This window comes from Fibrella aquatilis, assembly GCF_017353255.1.
Classification (GTDB): Bacteria; Bacteroidota; Bacteroidia; order Cytophagales; family Spirosomataceae; genus Fibrella; species Fibrella aquatilis.
Genome location: NZ_JAFMYU010000013.1, coordinates 146387 through 164518 on the forward strand (window position 1 = coordinate 146387; position 18132 = coordinate 164518).

10 protein-coding genes are annotated in these 18132 nt (G+C 55.0%); 8 read left to right on the plus strand and 2 right to left on the minus strand.

Translation table 11 applies throughout. From position 1 onward, the window contains the following. Window positions 1–110: 110 nt before the first annotated feature. Both J2I48_RS16575 and J2I48_RS16580 read left to right on the plus strand, forming a co-directional pair. A complete protein-coding gene (locus J2I48_RS16575) occupies window positions 111–884 on the plus strand; it encodes an AMP nucleosidase (RefSeq protein ID WP_207336590.1) in 774 nt (257 codons plus the stop codon). Between the two features lie 145 nt (window positions 885–1029). Then, complete coding sequence (locus J2I48_RS16580) at window positions 1030–1494, plus strand: energy transducer TonB (RefSeq protein WP_207336591.1); 465 nt, start codon at window positions 1030–1032, stop codon at window positions 1492–1494. A gap of 82 nt (window positions 1495–1576) precedes the next feature. Here the strand turns inward: J2I48_RS16580 and J2I48_RS16585 are convergent, their stop codons facing one another. Together J2I48_RS16585 and J2I48_RS28335 are read right to left on the minus strand one after the other, a co-directional pair. After that, window positions 1577–2962, minus strand: a complete 1386-nt coding sequence (locus tag J2I48_RS16585) for an ATP-binding protein (RefSeq protein ID WP_207336592.1) — start codon at window positions 2960–2962, stop codon at window positions 1577–1579. Between the two features lie 18 nt (window positions 2963–2980). Continuing rightward, entirely contained in the window at window positions 2981–5167 is a 2187-nt protein-coding gene (locus J2I48_RS28335; RefSeq protein WP_229376379.1) for a sensor histidine kinase, read from the minus strand. An 860-nt stretch (window positions 5168–6027) separates the two neighbouring features. Between J2I48_RS28335 and J2I48_RS16595 the strand changes: the two genes are divergently transcribed. The 6 genes from J2I48_RS16595 to J2I48_RS16620 all read left to right on the plus strand — a co-directional run bounded on the left by J2I48_RS16595 (window position 6028) and on the right by J2I48_RS16620 (window position 18119). Continuing rightward, window positions 6028–6504 (plus strand): response regulator transcription factor, encoded by a 477-nt coding sequence (locus tag J2I48_RS16595; protein ID WP_207336593.1) that lies wholly within the window; start codon window positions 6028–6030, stop codon window positions 6502–6504. Window positions 6505–6623: 119 nt separating this feature from the next. After that, complete coding sequence (locus J2I48_RS28480) at window positions 6624–7808, plus strand: sugar transferase (protein WP_207336594.1); 1185 nt, start codon at window positions 6624–6626, stop codon at window positions 7806–7808. 279 nt (window positions 7809–8087) lie between these two features. Then, the gene (locus J2I48_RS16605; RefSeq protein ID WP_207336595.1) at window positions 8088–9305 is read left to right on the plus strand and encodes a glycosyltransferase family 2 protein; all 1218 of its coding nucleotides are present in this window, start codon (window positions 8088–8090) and stop codon (window positions 9303–9305) included. A gap of 286 nt (window positions 9306–9591) precedes the next feature. Then, entirely contained in the window at window positions 9592–10413 is an 822-nt protein-coding gene (locus J2I48_RS16610) for a TolC family protein (RefSeq protein WP_229376386.1), read from the plus strand. 8 nt (window positions 10414–10421) lie between these two features. Further along, window positions 10422–12608, plus strand: a complete 2187-nt coding sequence (locus J2I48_RS16615) for a GumC family protein (protein WP_207336596.1) — start codon at window positions 10422–10424, stop codon at window positions 12606–12608. Between the two features lie 81 nt (window positions 12609–12689). Further along, window positions 12690–18119 carry a non-ribosomal peptide synthetase gene (locus tag J2I48_RS16620; RefSeq protein WP_207336597.1) on the plus strand — a complete coding sequence of 1810 codons (5430 nt, stop codon included), beginning with the start codon at window positions 12690–12692 and terminating at the stop codon, window positions 18117–18119. Window positions 18120–18132: the final 13 nt, after the last annotated feature.

Genomic DNA, 18132 nt, shown 5'->3' on the forward strand with positions numbered 1-18132 from the left:
AAGAGGTGAGAAGCAAGAAGCAAGATTCTTCGGTAAACGTTTTGCCTCTTGACGCTTATGTCTTGCTTCTTGCCTCTCACCTCTTGGCTCTCTGCCCTTCGCTTCTCCCTATGAAAACCAAAGAAGAAATAGTAAACAACTGGCTGCCGCGGTATACGGGTACGCCCATCGAACAGTTTGGCGAGTACATTCTGCTCACCAACTTCATCAATTATGTCGAGCTGTTTGCCAAGCTCTATGACGCCGAAATATACGGCATCGGGCGGGCCATGCAGACGGCCACGGCCAACAATATCACGATCATCAATTTCGGCATGGGCAGCCCCATGGCCGCTACCGTGATGGACCTGCTGTCGGCCATTAGCCCCAAGGCAGTGTTGTTTTTAGGTAAATGCGGGGGTCTGAAACGCCGTACCCAACTGGGTGACCTGATTTTACCCATCGCCGCCATTCGGGGCGAGGGCACCAGCAATGACTACCTCCGCCCCGAAATTCCGGCCCTGCCCTCCTTCCGGTTGCAGCGGGCCGTTTCGTCAACGATCAAAAAACACAAGCTCGACTACTGGACCGGTACCGTTTATACAACCAACCGCCGCATCTGGGAGCACGACGAGACGTTTAAAGAATACCTCCGCGAAACCCGCGCCATGGCCATCGACATGGAGACGGCCACTATCTTCGCCGTAGGGTTCGTCAACGCCATTCCGCACGGGGCACTCCTGCTGGTATCTGACAACCCGATGGTGCCCGAAGGCGTAAAAACCGAAGAAAGCGACAAGAAGGTGACTACCAATTTTGTGGATACGCATCTGAAAATCGGCATCGAATCGCTCGAAGAACTAGCCATGTCAGGCGAGTCGGTGAAGCACCTGCGGTTTGAGTAAGGTGGACCGCATGGCGTTTTACCTTACAATAAAGTGACGGAGTTCGGTACTGGATATCACTGAGTTCAGGGATTTACCGGCGATGCGTAGAGCGGGAGATTTGTGTCAGCAATAAACAGCTGACCATCAGCAACATTTCCTGAATATGAAACGCATCGTACTCTCCATTGCCAGCCTGTGCCTGTCGGGTTCACTGGCATGGGCACAAAGCGCACAAACCACCGGTTCGGCCATCGCCACGTCGGCTCAGCACACCGCCATCGGCTGCTATTCTCCCTTTACCGAAGCAACTCCAGACGAGTATGTACCGCTCAACAACCCGCCTTTTTTCCCAGGCGGCCCAAAGGCGTTGGCAGCTTACTTCCTGAACCCTGATTTATACCCCTACGTGGCCCGCACCAATGACCTTGAAGGCACAGTGCAGGTCAGTTTCAGGATTCAACCCACTGGTTTTTTGACTAGTATCAGGGTAACAAAATCCCACAGCCCCCTGCTCGACTGGGCTGCCCTACGTGCCGTGGCGCAGATGCCGCGCTGGTATCCCGCCCACCAAACCGGTATCGCTGTTATTTGTCCTGTACAGCTGTCTATACGTTTTGAAACAGACTAAGCAGCGAGGTAAGAGGGGGTAAGAAGCTATAAAACAAGAGGTAGAACAGATGCTGTCTTGCCTCTTGCTTCTCTCTTCTTGCCTACCCTGGCAGCATGATCGTGAAGGTAGTGCCTTTGCTTTCCTCCGATTCTACCTCCAAGGTACCGCCGTGCCCTTTGGTAATGATGTCGTAGCTGAGACTAAGGCCCAGGCCCGTGCCGCTGCCGCTGGGTTTGGTGGTGAAAAAGGGCTGGAAAATCTTTCCCTCCAACTCGTCGGGAATACCTGTTCCATTGTCGGCCACCCGAATCACTACGCCAACGGGCGTTTGCTGGGTAGATACCTTCACGGCGGGGCGATAGGCATAGCCGGCCAGCGTTCCTTTTTCGCGCTCCTGCTGCTGCCGCTGTTGCACGGCGTAAAAGGCGTTGTTGAACAGGTTCAACAGCACCCGGCCAATATCCTGCGCCACCACATTGATAGGAGCTACATTGGGGTCAAGATCGGCTACGAAGCTGGCGTTGAAGGTCTTATCTTTTGCTCGCAGGCCGTGGTAACTGAGGCGCAGGTACTCGTCGGCCAGAGCGTTGATGTCGGTGAGGTCGCGCTGCCCGGTGCTAGTGCGGCTGTGTTGCAGCATATTACGCACAATAGCCGACGCCCGCTGCCCGTGGTGGCCAATCTTCTCCAGGTTCTGAACCAGGTCGGCCAGCAGGTCGGCTTCCAGTTCGGCGTCGCGTTGGGCCTGCGGTTTGGCGCGTTCGTCCTGAAGTTCTTTCACCAGTTCGGTGCTTACTTCCGAAAAATTGTTGACGAAGTTGAGCGGGTTCTGAATCTCGTGGGCAATGCCCGCCGTTAGCTCACCCAGGCTGGCTAGTTTTTCGCGCTGCACCAGTTGGTCCTGCGTGGCTTGGAGTTCGGCCAGGGTAAATTCGAGAGCTTCTTTCTGCTGAGTTAGTTCGGCGGTCCGTTTTTGTACCAGCCCTTCCAACATATGGCGTTCGCGCTGTTCAGCCTCTTCCCGGTCAATACGAGCCTGGTGTTCTTTGGTATAGGTTTTTCGCTGACGGGCGGCAATGATATACAGCCCACCAATCCAGAAATAAAAAAAGCCAAGGGTGCTTTCAAACCAGGTGTGGTTTGGCCCGTACACTGTTTTGGGCAAGATCGTTTTCACCAGGTAAATCACCAGGTGGACCATAATAAAAGGCACCAACCCAAAAAGAAGTACGCGGGCTGGTGGATACCGCTGCGCCCGTTTATAGGTTACGTAAGCCGCAAAAGTCAGCGCCACGTAGCAGAGCCAGGTAGCGCGCAGGTTATACCCCAGGTTGTCGGCAAGGCTATCAACGCCGATTAGCATACTCAACCCATAGACACTCCACAGCAGCCAGCGGTCCCAGCGGGGCGTACGTTCTTTTGTCTCCAGAAACTTGCGGATCTGAAACAGCAGAAAGATGGTGACGGTGAAAACGGTTAAATCCATAACTCACTGGTAAACAGGCTAGCGCGCGTTTGGAATCATAACGATGAATGTAGCCCCTTCACCTTCCGTGCTTTCAGCGCGCAGTGAACCGCCGTGCCCTTTGGTAATGATGTCATAGCTTAGGCTGAGGCCCAGACCAGTACCGCTGCCGGCTGGCTTAGTGGTAAAAAAAGGCTGAAACAACTTCTGAGCTACTTCTTCATTCATACCCACGCCATTATCGCTCACCCGCACCTCCACGCCACCTGGCACGGCCCGCGTCTGCACCCGCACGCTGGGTTGGTAGCCTGCCCCACCCGCGCCGCTGAGGTATTTTTGCTGCACGGCATAAAAGGCGTTATTGAACAGGTTCAGCAACACCCGGCCAATATCTTGCCCCACCACTGAAACAGAAGGCAGGTCGGCGGCAAAATCGGTATCCATAGTGGCGTTAAACGACTTTTCTTTAGCCCGCAGGCCGTGGTAGCTCAGGCGTAGGTATTCGTCGGCCAGTTCATTAATATCAGTTGGCTCGCGCTGCCCGGTGCTGGTACGGCTGTGTTGCAGCATGCTCCGCACAATGGCCGACGCCCGCTGCCCGTGGTGGCTAATCTTCGACAGGTTCAGGTTCAGATCGGCCAGCAGCTCAGCCTCCAGTTCAGTGTCACGGTCGGCTCCTTTTTCGCGCTCCTCTTCCAGTTCCTTTACCAGTTCGGTGCTTACTTCTGAAAAGTTGTTGACGAAGTTGAGCGGGTTCTGAATCTCGTGGGCAATGCCCGCCGTTAGCTCACCCAGGCTGGCCATTTTCTCTTTCTGCACCAGTTGGTCCTGCGTGGTGCGCAACTCATCCAGCGACTGTTGCAACTGCGCCGTGCGTTCGGCCACCTGCTGGGCAAGCATATCTTTCTGCTTCATCAGCAGTTGCTGCCGGTCCTGTTCCTGCCCAAACGATTGCTTCGACAAGCGCTGAATTTCAAGTAGTTGTCCCGTCAGTCGGCGTTGCGTGGCCACAAACGTACGGGCCAGGTAAAGCGACATGGCAATGGGTACGCAGCAAACGCCAATGATGTAAAACAAGTGCACACTGGTCTGGTCGAGCTTTAGAAAGCCCGCTCCTTCGAGCCGGTCGTAGGCAAAAAACAGCAGAAAGCAAAACAACGCGCCCCCCATGCCAAACCCAATAATGTTGGCCCCACGCTGCCGCCACGACAGCACCGTTACCCGGATCAACTCTGAGAGTGCTACCAGTTCTGACCCCGTTTCGGCCCACATCGCGCCGTTGATACGATCGGTTACGCCTAGTAGCGCAAAAACCACCAGGGCCAAGAGGCAAGCGTAATAGACCAGCCGCTGCGGCCGGTCGAAGATGCGGTAAAGGGCCGTGAGTAGAAAACCATAACCCAGCGGGTAGCATAATACACTCACCATGCTCCACGATTCGTAGATCCCCAGTTCGTCGAGCAACAGAAACGTAACCCCCACCGACAGCGATGCCACGCTCAGAAAAAACGTGGCCAACGCCACAAATAGGTTGGCCCGCTGACTGGTATCATAGGCGTAGAAAGCCGCATGCAAAATAGCCATCATCAGCAGGAGTCCGGCCACCAGCGTTTGGGTGAGGGCCTGCCAGCGGTTGTAATATGGCTGGGTAGTCTCCTGTCCGTTGGGCAGCAGCGTCATGGTGAGCAGGTTATTTACCAGTTGCCCATACTGCGCCCGGTAGCCCGTTGGCTCAACCACAAACCGCACCGCCAGCACAAGCCGCCCTAGTGAATCGGGCAGGGCAGCGGCATAATAGTCATGCAAGCCATGCACGGCTTTAACCATGCCTGAATCAGAACTGACAATGCCTGTAGCCCGCACCAGTTGGCCATTGGCAAATACTTCAGTAGCCGCTGCCTGCCGCCAGCGTAGGAGCACCGGTTGCCGCCGAAAGGTAGAGTCGAGTTGTATACGCAACCGAAGCCAGCCAATGCGATTGGGTAGTTGGGGTAGCAGATCGGGTACCGGCTGAGCCGGATTGAGTGGTTGCCAGGGCTTGCCGGGACCGATTTGGTCATCGAGGTAGGTTTGGCTCCACGTGCGGTCGTCCCCTGCCCGGAACACCCAGGTCACGGCCAGCGATTCGCCCAGGTCTGAGAGATTCTCGACCCGCTTTACCTGGCTGATGGCAGCGGGAATCGTTACAAACAAAAAGCCAACAAGTAAGACAAGTAAACGGTGCATAGTGGGCCGGTTCGGTAGCGTGAAGAAACAGCATTCGGCTCACTTCGTCAAACCGGTAATAAAGCTACCTACTCTATTGAGGCTGCATCGTGCTTTTTATGGTAGGCAACTGTTTAGCGCTGTTTAATAAGCATGGCAATACACTAATATAAACCACGTATAAGTCTATACGCCGTAGTACTCCTCTGGTCTACCGGTGAAGTGCCCGGCCAAGTTATTATGTCAGCGATTTACAGGCCACCACTAAACAACCCTCCGATATTTACACCCACATAAATACTTAAGTAGTTGAAGCCTGCTGCTTCATATGATTTTTTATATATAGCAAAACCGGGCACTAGTAGGACTAATCTAATAATTTCTAAAAGTTATACATCAGTTAACAACAATACATAACAAACTGACTAACAGCTGTTTATATTATTTGTATATACAAACACTAACCTCTTAATAACAATTTCACCTGCATTATACTCATAAACAGCTGTGACGGGACCATACCTATTGGTTCTAAACAGCAATACTGTGCCCAAGAATCGTGCAGACGATTTTGGGAACAGCACAATAAGCCGTGTCAAGCCCTAAATAACTTCCAATACCCTACGAAGTTTGCAGGGCAGGGTAAGTTGAGGTTAATCTGTATCTCTAGGCGTTTTGCAGCCGTAACGCATTACGGATACAGTTAAACAGTAACAATTACCGTGCCATTCGCAATTTCAGAGTTGTCAATTTCATTTTTCTGTCAAAAAAAGACAAATGACCTGTCTGACGACCCTGAGCTTCCCAAATGAACCAGTGAAGATGCCATTGTAGCAATACGTAACAAACTTCATGCCACAACGCCCCGAATAAAATTTTTTATGAGAAAGCCTGCCAAACGTCTGCTCATCATTGATGAAAACCCGCACATTATCTCTGTGCTTCAGCAAACCCTGAAAACAGAATTTGATTGCGTGGTGGCCCGGTCAGGACGTGACGCGGTTCGACTGCTGATGCAGGGAAACCGGTTTGATGCTATTATGACTGAGTTAAATCTGACGGCATTTAGTGGACTGGAGCTAATTCGTTTTGTACGTGCCAACCAGTTAATCGGCCAAACGCCCATTATCGTACTCTCCAGTGCCACTGATAGTGCCACTCGGATTGATTGCCTGGATGCTGGTGCTGACAGCTATTTGCCTAAGCCATTTAACCCACTCGAAGCCAGAGCCAAAATCCAGTCGCTTTTGCGCCGCACTGCCGCTCTGCCAGAGGTGTATCAACTACCCGTTACTTCGCAGAAAGCGTCTCGTCAGAAGGTCTCATGGTCATTGAACACGCTGTTCAACCTGTTTTGAATCTGCCAATTGGCCAGCTGTAAGCCAGGTTTCGATTGACTTCCTAAGCGCCTGCTACGTGCCTCATGGAACCGATTATTTCTACTTAAGCACCTCCTGAGCCAACCCACCTTCACCTGATGAGTAGCCTAACCACTACCTATATACTCTTAGTTGAACGGGATGAAGCCGTATTTAACCGGATCACCAGTGTGCTAGGACGTACCCAATATGTTATCTGGCATAAACAAGTCGATGATGCAGTAGCCTGGCTGGCCAATCAGCGCCCGGTAGACATCATTCTTGTGGGTCAGTCGGCCAACTATGCCGAAGTGCTACACCTCCTGCACCCATTCAGCTCCCGCCTGGGACTACCGCTGTTGCTCTTGTGCTCATCCATCACCCGCTCTGTACTGCAACTAGCCACTGAAGGGGGAGCCACCGATATTATTTCGTTTTACCCGGTCGACGGACCATCGTTTCGCGAACGTCTTCAGGCCTACCTTGCTTTATTACCGCGGATTGCCCAAAATCAACAGGCACCTGTACTGCCAGAGCCAGAAAGTTTCGCGCTTCCGCTCTGGAAACGGGGCCTCGACATGCTCGTTGCCATGGGTGCCTGCCTCACGCTCAGCCCACTACTTATCATTACAACGGTGCTGATTAAGCTCGATTCCAAAGGACCTGTTTTCTACCGGTCGAAACGGGTTGGCGCCAACTATCGCGTGTTTAGCATGATCAAGTTCCGCACCATGTCGACCCAGGCCGATAAGATGCTGAGTACGATGTCGGCGCAAAATCTGTACGACAGCCCGGTAGCCACTACCGATGAGTTGGATGCCCATACCGATACCCTCTGCGAAACCTGCGCGCTGGCTGGTTCATGCCAACGTCTGCTTTTCGACGAAGACCATTATGTGTGCGAACGGCGCTATCAGCGCAGCCACGAAGGCGGCACGTTCCTGAAATTTCGCGACGACCCCCGTGTGACGCGTCTAGGCCGTTTCCTGCGCAACAGTAGCATCGACGAACTACCTCAACTAGTCAATATCCTGGTCGGCGACATGTCGTTGGTGGGCAATCGACCTCTGCCCCTCTACGAGGCCGAGAAACTCACCACCGACTACGCCGTGCGGCGGTTTGCTGGACCGGCGGGGCTAACGGGGTTGTGGCAGGTGAAAAAACGGGCCAAAGGTGAAGGCAAAATGAGCGAACAGGAACGTATTGACCTGGACATTGAATATGCCCGCACCTTTTCGTTTGGCCGTGACATGAGCCTGATCTACCAGACGCTCTTCAGCCTTTGGCAGAAAGAAAACGTATAAATGCCTACCCCTTTCTTCCCACCTGCCATCATGCGCAAAACGAACCGAATCGTCTACTTGGAGCCTCAGAAGCCTAACCCTTCATCGGTACTGTTCGTTAGGCTCACGTACACCGATGCGCAAACGGAGCAGTACACAGGTCAGGAACTGACTCTCTTGGAGCAACCTGCCATTGCTGTTCAATATTCTGTATGTGAGTCGAAAATGACTGCGGCTACCTACCTTATTCGTTATCAGTTGACTAGCAACTAGTTAGCTACGTGCTGTTGCCTTAGCATCATGTCATATCCAACGTCTTCTGAGCTTCTTTTCCTGCTTCTGGCCGGGCTTATTGCCTATACCTATGTGGGATATGGCTTTATTATTTATGGCCTGGTGAAACTGCGGCGACTGGCTGGCCGTGGCAACCGCGTCAGCACGCCCCTCGCCCACCCCGCCGACGTCACACTGATTGTGCCGGCCTACAATGAGATCGACTACCTACCCGCCAAGCTGCAAAACTGCCTGGCACAAGACTATCCTGCGCAGCATGTCCAGTTGTTGTTTGTAGTCGAAGGGTCAACAGATGGGTCTGCCGAGTACCTCGAGCACATGAAAGCGCAGGTGCCCAACCTCACAGTGGTGTCGGGGTCGCGGCGACTGGGCAAAATCGAGGCCATGAATAATGCCATGCCCCTGGTGCAGACACCCATTGCGCTCTTTACCGATGCCAATACGCTGCTGAACCCAGAAGCCGTCAGCCGGATTATGCACCGCTTTGCCGATGTCAACGTGGGTGCTGTAACAGGTGAAAAACGAATCAGCACCGAAACCACCGAGGCAGCATCGGGCAGCGGCGAAGGCCTATACTGGCGCTATGAATCGTTTCTGAAACGGCTCGACGCTGAGCTACATACTATAGTGGGTGCAGCCGGTGAGCTTTTCGCCATCCGTACAGTGCTCTATGAACCTGTTGAAGCCGATACACTGCTGGACGATTTTATGATCTCGCTGCGCATTGCCGGGCGTGGTTACCGCGTCGATTATGCGCCTGACGCGTACGCCATGGAGCGTCCGTCGCACTCGATTCGAGAGGAGAAAAAGCGCAAGGTGCGGATAGCAGCGGGGGGCTTTCAGTCGATGGGGCGGCTACTACCGTTGCTTAATCCGTTCCGCTACGGCTGGCTCAGTTTTCAATATATTTCGCACCGGGTGTTGCGCTGGGCGGTGGCACCGTTTTGCCTGCCCCTACTAGTCCTGCTCAACCTGCTGATTGTGCTGCAAGCCCCAGCCGGTAGCTCACAGTGGCTTTTCTGGAGTGTTATGTTGCTGGGACAGGTACTTTTCTATAGCATGGCCGGGGTGGGCTATTACCTCGAAAACCGCCAAACCCGCTGGAAAGCCACATTCGTACCCTACTACTTCGTCTTCATGAACTGGTGTGTGATGCTGGGTCTGGTCCGTTTCTGGAACGGTGGTCTGTCGGGTATCTGGGAAAAGGCAGCTCGCGCCGCGTAGGCCGGTATATGATTACCCCAATATGTACCGTTCGTCCTATTTAGCTGCCTGAATACGTCACCTGCCAATTTTCGCCGATAAACAATCCATTGGGTTGTTTATCTTTGTTTAGAAACGATTATCACATTAACTCCACAGAACCTGTTAGCTAGCTAACCTAGGTCTGACACATGCCTCAGGAGCTTGTTGTGACATTACTAGTAAGTAAAAGTCAAAATAACCAAAACGACGCACGCGCTTAGGCCATTTGGGCAGTGTATGCATCGTTTCAACACGCGCCTTGAGAATGAATCGAGTACCGACGCTGCTGACCGAACTGTTTCGTCGGCTCAGTTTGCTGCTAATTATGTGTTTGTTGTGTGCTACGTCGAGCCTGGGTCAGGGCGGTGCTCGTGGGATGGTGGCTTTTGGTAAGGCCACTGGCCTGTCTGGTGACACATTATACCTGGATGTGAATCAGGATATTGGTACCCAACTGCTACCGTTTGACCAGATTGTCAAGATTGCAGCGGCTAATTCGCCCCTGTTGAAATACCAGGATGAGGTTATTAACTCGCTGAATGCCGCCACCGCTGTAACCCGGTCGCAGATCTGGCAAAACGTAACGGGTTTCAGTAACTATTCGGGCGGTAACCAAACCTTGCTGGCTAGTGGCGTGTCGGGTACCGATGGGCGCACAGGCAGCATTGGGCAACTCACCAATGGCTGGCGCGCGGGTATCGAAGCCCGAATTTCGCTCTACGACCTCTTTGGCCGTAAGCACCTGATTCGGCAGGCCGAGGCAACTCAACAGGCTGGCGAACGCCAGAAAGAGGTGGCACTGCTTCAACTGAAACGCGAACTGATTACGATCTACCAGGACATGCTAACGGCCCAACAGGTATTAAAGATCCGGTTGCTCGACGAACAGGCTTCGCTAACGGCTTATCGTATTGCCGAAGCTGAGTTGCAGAAAGGACGTATAACCGCCGAGCTTATGGCCAATGCCACTACCCGCTACGTGGAAACAAAGTCAATTTCGGAGCAGGTAAAAGGTGAGTTCCTGAAAAACGTCCACACCTTCGAGGCCCTGGTGGGTGTACCTATTCAACGCTTAAAACGAAACTGATCTGCCGTATGTCAATCTCTGTCTTTCTGCGTTTACTGAGACAGCACGTACTTTGGTTCGTGCTGATTCCATGCCTGACAGCGGCTACGGCATTTTATGTTACGCGTAACGAACTGAAAATATACAAGTCGCAGACCTCACTATACACCGGCCTGGCGTCGGGCTATACGCTGATGACCGACCGGATGGGTGCCGTGATGGACCGGTCGGTGAGCGCATTTGACAACCTGCTGAGCACGTTAGGCTCGAAGGAAACGCTGCTTCAGGTAGGCGTAAACCTCCTGGCCGACCACCTTCAGTTAACCCAGCCCGACAGTATGGTGCTGGGCTGGAATGGCTTCTATGACCTGCAAAAAGCAGTCCCGGCCAGTTTCCGGGCCGAGCTACCCATCAACGGCGACACTATGACGCTACGTCGTGCGCTCGACAGCCTGGTACATTCGCCCACCCCAAACCCTATTAAGAGCCTGGTTTTACAGGAAAACTCGTACTATTCGTTTCGGCTGCTGAGCGAAAAGGTCAAAGGGTCGGCCCGGAAGAACACCAACGACGTGCTACTAATGGAGTATGAAGCCAACGATCCCGCCGTGGCCCAGCAAACGCTGAAATACGCCATCGACGTGCTCAACAAACGCAACTCGTATTTTAAAACGGCCGAAACCAACTCGGTAGTTGGGTATTATGAGGAACGACTGAAAAAAGCAAAAGAGGCGCTGGACAAAGCAGAAGGCAATTTACGGGCATTCAACACAACCCATAACGTACTGGATTACGACGAAGAAGCCCGCAATATGGCGTCGGCCCGCGAGGCACTGACGAACGAGTATAACCAGGAGTTGATGCGCAAAAATGCCGCCAAAGCCTCATTGGACGCCCTTAACAAGCGCATGGGTCAACAGAGCAGCATCCGGTCGGCGAACACCGATTTGAACGAAAAACAACGCAAACTGGCCGAAGCCGAAAATCAACTGTCCAATGCCCGCGCCTATGGGCAGCCCAGGGCCGTTTTGAACCGGTTGCAGGCGGCCGTGGCAACTGCCCAAGAAAATCTGAAAGCATCGGCCGAGGAATATGATGCAGCCACCAATACGTCTGATGCCCTACCGCAACAAACGCTGGCCGCCGACCGTCTGGCCAAGTCGTTGGAGTACGAAGAAGCCTCGTCGAAACTGGAGTTGTACCAGCGGCGAATGGGTGAATACAAGACCAAAACCAGCGAATACGAACCTTTGGGGTCACAGTTGCGCCAGCTAAACCGCGATTTGAGCGTAGCTGAAAAAGAATACTTTGCGTTGCTGCAACAGGTCGATCAGTCACGCACCCGGAAAAAAGACGTTGATGTTGGTGGCAAACTGGAGGTACTTGACGCCCCCGATTTTCCACTCGACCCGCAGCCCTCGAAGCGCAAGCAACTAGTGATTGTGGGCATTGGCGTGGGCATTTTTCTGGCCCTGCTCCTGATGGCCCTGCGGTTCTGGCTCGACAAGCGAATCCAGTCGCCAGAGCAGGCCGAAACGCTGGTGGGTCGCCCGTTGACGGCCTTCTTTCCGCTGGTAAAAAACCCGCTGTCATCGTCTAAAGCTAACCGGGCTGCCACCAGTATGTTTGAGCAGTTGTTTAATACGCTCAACATCGAGATTGCGCAGGTAAAAGACAAACCTTACCCACCCGTTATAACGCTGTTTAGTATGCAATCTAAGCAGGGTAAAACTTGGGTGGCGCACGGGCTGGCGCGGCTATATGGTGCTGCCGAACACCGGGTAGCCTATTGCTACCCCCGCAAAACCGGTAACGAAGTGCGCGAGGATCAGGGTAATCTCAGCTACCTGCCCTATACGGTTCAACCCGATTTCATGAACGTAACAAGTATCGAATACCTGCTGGATCATAATGCTGGGTACGATACGTCGCACTTCGACCGTATTCTGCTTGAACTGCCCGCGCTGGCCAACAACCAGATGCCCGTTTATTTGCTCAAAGATTGTGCAGTATCAATCCTGGTTATCGATGCCAACAGTTCGTGGGCCAGAGCCGAGAAGCAGTTACTTTCGCTCTACGAACGGCTAACCAAGCAGCCCATTCTGACCGTGCTGAACCGCGTTGGTACGAACCACATTGACAACAATGGGTCATCATCTATACTAGAGCAAGACGGCATAAGACCCCGGCTTCAGCCCCAGCGAACCAACCGCTGAGTTTATTCAGCCAGGCTTATGCGTAAAAAATGGCTGAATATCCCCTACTTTTAATACAGCCGTAGTAGATTAGGCTATCCAATGAATCGTGCTACCCAACCTGCGCTTACTGTCGTTGATTTTGATCCATTTGCCGGGCCTGAACTGGTAAAGGTATCGCCCATTACCGACGCGCAGGCCGAAATCTGGACAGCTTGCCAGTTTGGAGGAGACGATGCCAACCGGGCTTATAATGAGTCTATTTCGTTGCGGCTGACTGGCGTACTGGACCGAGACGCCTTTGAGCAAGCCTGGCTCACCCTGGTGCAGCGCCACGAAGCCCTCCGCACGGCCTTCAGCGCCGACGGACAGCAGCTGTGCCTTTTTCGCACACTGACCGGCCCGCTTAATTACCTGGACAACAGCGCGTTGTTAGTTATTCAGCGAGAGCAGGCCGTAACAGATCTTGTGGCCGCCGATGCGAAGATTCGGTTCGACCTGACCAACGGCCCGCTGGTGAAAGCTACCCTGCAAAAGCTAGACGACACCACGCACCACTTTACCCTCACCGCCCACCATATCATTTGCGACGGCTGGTCGACAGGCATATTATTGCAGGATCTGGGGCAGCTTTATTCTTCGCTGGTACAGGGCATGACCCCCAAACTGGCCGTGGCCCCGCAACTGAGTGAGTACGCCCTGGCGCAACAAGCCTACACAAAAAGCGACGAATACCGGCAGCACGAAGCCTATTGGCTGAACCTCTACCGCAATGGTGTGCCCCTGGTTGACCTTCCTACCGACGCTCCCCGCCCTGTACCGCGCACCTACGCCGGTAACCGCATCGACGTGGCGCTGGACACGGCCCTGGCACAGGCGCTGAAACAGGTGGGTGTACGAGCCGGATGCAGCCTGGTCACCACCCTTACGGCCGCGTTTGAGCTTTGGCTTATGCGCCTCACCCACCAACAGGACCTAGTGCTGGGCCTGCCTGCCGCGGGTCAGTCAGTGACCGATTTATACGGGCTGGTGGGGCACTGCGTGAACCTGTTGCCGTTGCGAAGTCATTATTCGCCGGGCAACTCGTTTCAAACACACCTCCGTCAGCGCCGCACCGATTGGATGGATGCTTTTGAGCATCAGCGTGTTACGTTTGGTGGACTCCTGCGCAAACTACAGATTCGGCGTGACCCGGCGCGGGTGTCGTTTGTGCCGGTGGTCTTCAACGTCGACATGGGGCTTGACGAGGGGGTATCATTTGTGGGGCTGTCGCATACGCTGATTAGCAACCCCCGCGCCTACGAAAATTTCGAGCTATCGCTTAACGCCACGGGATCGGAACAGACGCTGATTCTGGAATGGACGTATAACGTAGGGCTATTCAGGGCCGACACCGTCCGGGGGTTCCACGATTCCTTCGCTCAGTTTCTGTGGGCCGTTGTGCAACAGCCCGACGCGCTACTGGAGCAGGTAGAAATCACCGGAGCGTTCGTTGAAAAGGACATTTCGGAAGAATACAGTCTGCACGCACCGGCCGTTGGCCTGGCTACCGACAACCGGCTACCCTACCCCCGCGAAAAGGCTCTGACTACGCTACTGAGCGAAACAGCCGCGCAGTATCCCAACAAAACAGCGCTTCGTTTTCTGGGCGATTCATTGACGTTCAGCCAGTTAGATCAACGGGCCAACCAACTGGCGCAACTCTTGCTGAAGCAGGGTGTGTTGCCAGGCCACCGCGTGGGGCTGGCCGTCGACCGGTCATTGGCGATGGTGGTGAGCATGTTAGCGATCCTAAAAACGGGTGCTGCCTACGTACCCGTTGACCCGCAGCACCCCACTGACCGCATCAACTACATCTTGGCCGATGCTACCTGTTCGGTGCTGCTCACATCGGCGGCGCATCAGGGGCGGTTCGACGCTTCGCTGCGCGAACTGGTGGTGGAAACCATCTGGCCCACGTTGGCACAATACCCCGCCACGGCCCCCACATCCGAACCCACCGGGCAGAGCATTGCCTACGTCCTCTACACCTCTGGCACCACTGGCAGGCCCAAGGGCGCGGCCATTCGGCACCATAGCGTGGCCAACGTGCTCTACAGCATTGCGCGTGAACCGGGCCTGACTGCCAACGACAAAACCGTCTCGCTTTCCACCGTCGCATTCGATCTGTCGGTGGTGGAAATCTACACCGCCCTGCTCACGGGTGCCGAACTGATTTTGGTTGACCCGGCCACGATCCGCAATGGCGAACTCCTGGCTAATCTGCTTGACAACGAGCATATTACGTTTTTACAAACTACCCCTGCGGCGTTTCGGATGCTGCTGGCGGCGGGCTGGCGGGGCAATAAAAATCTGCGCGTGATCTCCTGCGCCGAAGCCCTGCCGCTGGATCTGGCCCGTACACTACTGGCCTGCTGCCGCGAGGTTTGGAACTACTACGGCCCCACCGAAACCACGATCTACGCCACCGGCAAGCAGATCCTGGCCACCGACGACCGCATCACCATTGGCTACCCCATTGCCAACACCACCGTCTATATCGTAGACGAAACGGGGCAACTAGCCCAGCCCGGCGAGGCAGGTGAACTGTGCATTGCGGGCGAAGGCGTGTCGGGCCAATACCTGAATCAGCCCGAGCTGACCGCCGAAAAATTCATCGATAATCCTTTTGCCCCCCCCACTGCGGCCGCGCCCAAAGGGCTGAACGGCCACGCGCCGGGGGCAAAAAAAGCGCAGTCAGCTGGCCCGGCGGGTAAGCTTTACCGATCGGGTGATTTGGCGCGGCGACTGCCCAACGGCGACATTCTGTACATGGGTAGGATTGACCAGCAGGTGAAAATCAGGGGGTTTCGTATTGAACTGGGCGAAGTAGAACATACGCTGGTGCAGACCGAAGGCATCAAAGAAGCCGTGGTGATGGCCCGCGAAGACCGCGAAAACGATCAGCGCCTGGTGGCCTATGTGGTGCCCGATAGCCAAACCGACACCGACGGCACCGACTGGCACCAACGCTGGGATGTGATCTACACCCGCGCCGCCGACCAGATGACCACCACCGTAGATGCCAACGGACAGGTTCACGAGGCCGACCTCGACGTGGCCATTGCCGAACAACTGACGGACCAAACCGACATTCGGCAGCAGGCCGACGAGTGGTTGGGGCAGTCGGTGAAGCGGTTGAAGGCGTTGCGAGCGCGGCGGGTACTGGAAGTAGGCAGTGGAGCCGGACAGTTGCTTTTTGCTTTGGCCGACAACACCGACCGCTACATCGCCACTGACTACGCCCAGCCTGCCATTGACAACCTGAACCACAAGCTGGCCGCTCAGCCCGACCGGTGGGCGCACGTAACGGCCAAAACCGCCCCCGCCGACGACTATTCGCTGGTTGAGAAAGCGTCGCTGGACCTGGTGCTCATTCATAGCGTGGCGCAGTATTTCCCCGACGGGCGGTATCTGCTCCGGGCCATCGAGCAGGCCGTTCTGGCCACGGCACCGGGCGGCTGTGTCTTTGTGGGCGACATGCAGAGCAAGCAGTTGCAGGCCATGCACCACGCCCAAGACCAGTTGCCGCGCTCGTCGGGCAAACAGACCGTGGGCGAGTTCAACCGGGTGGTGGACAGGCGCGTACGGATGGACGATGAGCTAATGGCCGACCCCGCGTTCTTCTACCTGCTGCCCCAGCTCATTCCGGGCATTACGGCTGTGGATGTGCAGTTGCGCGAGGGTCAATCAGTTAACGAAACCACCAAATACCACTTCGACGTGTGGCTATATGTTGGCAATGCAGCCACAGTAATGCCTGTTAGTCAGCAAGTTGACTGGAAAGACGTTGTTTCACAAGGCACCTCGGCGACAACGGTTTTGGCGACAACGCTGGTGCAGCATCCGGGCGAAGTGGTCTGCGTGACGGGCATACCCAACCAGCGCAACGCCGCCGGCCATGCCCTGCTGACGCTGCTGGCCAACGCCGACCCTGACACATCGCTCGACCTAATCCGCGCCAAACTGGCCGACGTGGCACCGGGCGTTGACCCCAATAGCTGCTGGCAACTGGGCGAGTCACGGGGGTATCAGACGCACGTACGCTGGTGCAGCAACGGGCACGACAACCTGTTTGAGGTCGTCTTTATTCCGCAACAGGCTGGCACCTTGCTGCCCCCACCACCCGCTGCCCTGAACCTGGCGCAGGCCGACGCGCGAGCTTTTGTCAACGAACCCTACGCCCCCGTGCCCACGGTATCAGCTGAGCAGATTCGGGCGTGGAAAAAGCAGGCCGCCCGCCACCTGCCCGACTATATGGTGCCCACCGACTTTGTGGTGCTACCCCGTTTTCCGATCACCGCCAACGGCAAAATAGACCGGAAAGCCCTGCCCGCTCCCACCCCCGCCGCCGTGGAGACCAACGCGCAAAACGCACCGGCCACACCTGAAGAAAAGCGGCTGGCCGCCCTCTGGGCCGACGTGCTGGGAATGCCGCAGGTGAACGTAGACGATAATTTCTTTGAACTGGGCGGCCACTCGATGATTGCCGTGCAGGTGATGACCCGCCTGGAAAAACAGACCGGACGGCGCCTACCTCTGGCCACCTTGTTTGAGTACCCCACCGTGCGCGAAATGGCGCGGCTGCTGCACGAAGATGCCCAACCCGTATCGTGGGAATCGCTCGTGCCCATTAAACCCGGCGGCACCCGCGATCCGCTCTACATTGTGCATGGCGCCGGACTTAACGTACTGTTATTCAACGCTGTAGCCAATAATCTTCATCCCGATCAGCCTGTCTATGGCCTTCAGGCACGGGGGCTAAACGGCGTTGATGAGCCGTTTCACAGCATTCCCGAAATGGCGCAGGCCTACGTGGCCGAGATCGTAGCACACAACCCCACGGGGCCTTACTTGCTGAGCGGATTCTCATTTGGGGGTATCGTGGCCTTCGAAATGGCGCGGCAATTGTGGGAGCAAGGTCGACCCGTGGGCCTGGTTGCGCTCTTCGATGCCTACGCCTATGACGCGGGCCGTAGCAACCCCTGGTGGCAGCGCAAAGCGCAGGGGCTAGGGCTTTTCCTGAATAAAGTGGGTCATACGATGCGCCTGATCCGGAAGCACCGGGGGCAGGGCGTAGCCTACAAAATGGAGTCGATAGACCGTCGGCTGATTAAGAAATACTGGCAACTGAAACCCAGTAAACGCCTGGATCAGGTATTCACCCGGAGGCTCATTCAGGCGTACTGGCAACTGAAATTCGGCCAACAGCAGCAGCAGGAAGCTATTTTCGATACCACATTCCGCATTGAGGCTATCAACGATCTGGCTCTTGAGGCATTTCAGCTACTACCCGCTGATCTGGAGGTACACCTGTTCCGGGCCACGGTACAAACGTTTTTCATGGAAGACTACGCTTTCTACGGCTGGCGCGATTTTGCCCGCAAAGGCGTCCACGTCCACGATGTCCCCGGCGAACATAGCTACATCTTCGCGCCCCCTAACGACAAAGTATTCGCCGATAAGTTGCAGGCGGTGCTGGACGGAAAATAAGTACATCTGTCTC

Excerpts from the sequence above, each read along its gene's own strand:
- J2I48_RS16575 (WP_207336590.1), top strand. The coding sequence starts at position 111 with ATGAAAACCAAAGAAGAAATAGTAAACAACTGGCTGCCGCGGTATACG.
- J2I48_RS16580 (WP_207336591.1), top strand. The coding sequence starts at position 1,030 with ATGAAACGCATCGTACTCTCCATTGCCAGCCTGTGCCTGTCGGGTTCA.
- J2I48_RS16585 (WP_207336592.1), bottom strand. The coding sequence starts at position 2,962 with ATGGATTTAACCGTTTTCACCGTCACCATCTTTCTGCTGTTTCAGATC.
- J2I48_RS28335 (WP_229376379.1), bottom strand. The coding sequence starts at position 5,167 with ATGCACCGTTTACTTGTCTTACTTGTTGGCTTTTTGTTTGTAACGATT.
- J2I48_RS16595 (WP_207336593.1), top strand. The coding sequence starts at position 6,028 with ATGAGAAAGCCTGCCAAACGTCTGCTCATCATTGATGAAAACCCGCAC.
- J2I48_RS28480 (WP_207336594.1), top strand. The coding sequence starts at position 6,624 with ATGAGTAGCCTAACCACTACCTATATACTCTTAGTTGAACGGGATGAA.
- J2I48_RS16605 (WP_207336595.1), top strand. The coding sequence starts at position 8,088 with ATGTCATATCCAACGTCTTCTGAGCTTCTTTTCCTGCTTCTGGCCGGG.
- J2I48_RS16610 (WP_229376386.1), top strand. The coding sequence starts at position 9,592 with ATGAATCGAGTACCGACGCTGCTGACCGAACTGTTTCGTCGGCTCAGT.
- J2I48_RS16615 (WP_207336596.1), top strand. The coding sequence starts at position 10,422 with ATGTCAATCTCTGTCTTTCTGCGTTTACTGAGACAGCACGTACTTTGG.
- J2I48_RS16620 (WP_207336597.1), top strand. The coding sequence starts at position 12,690 with ATGAATCGTGCTACCCAACCTGCGCTTACTGTCGTTGATTTTGATCCA.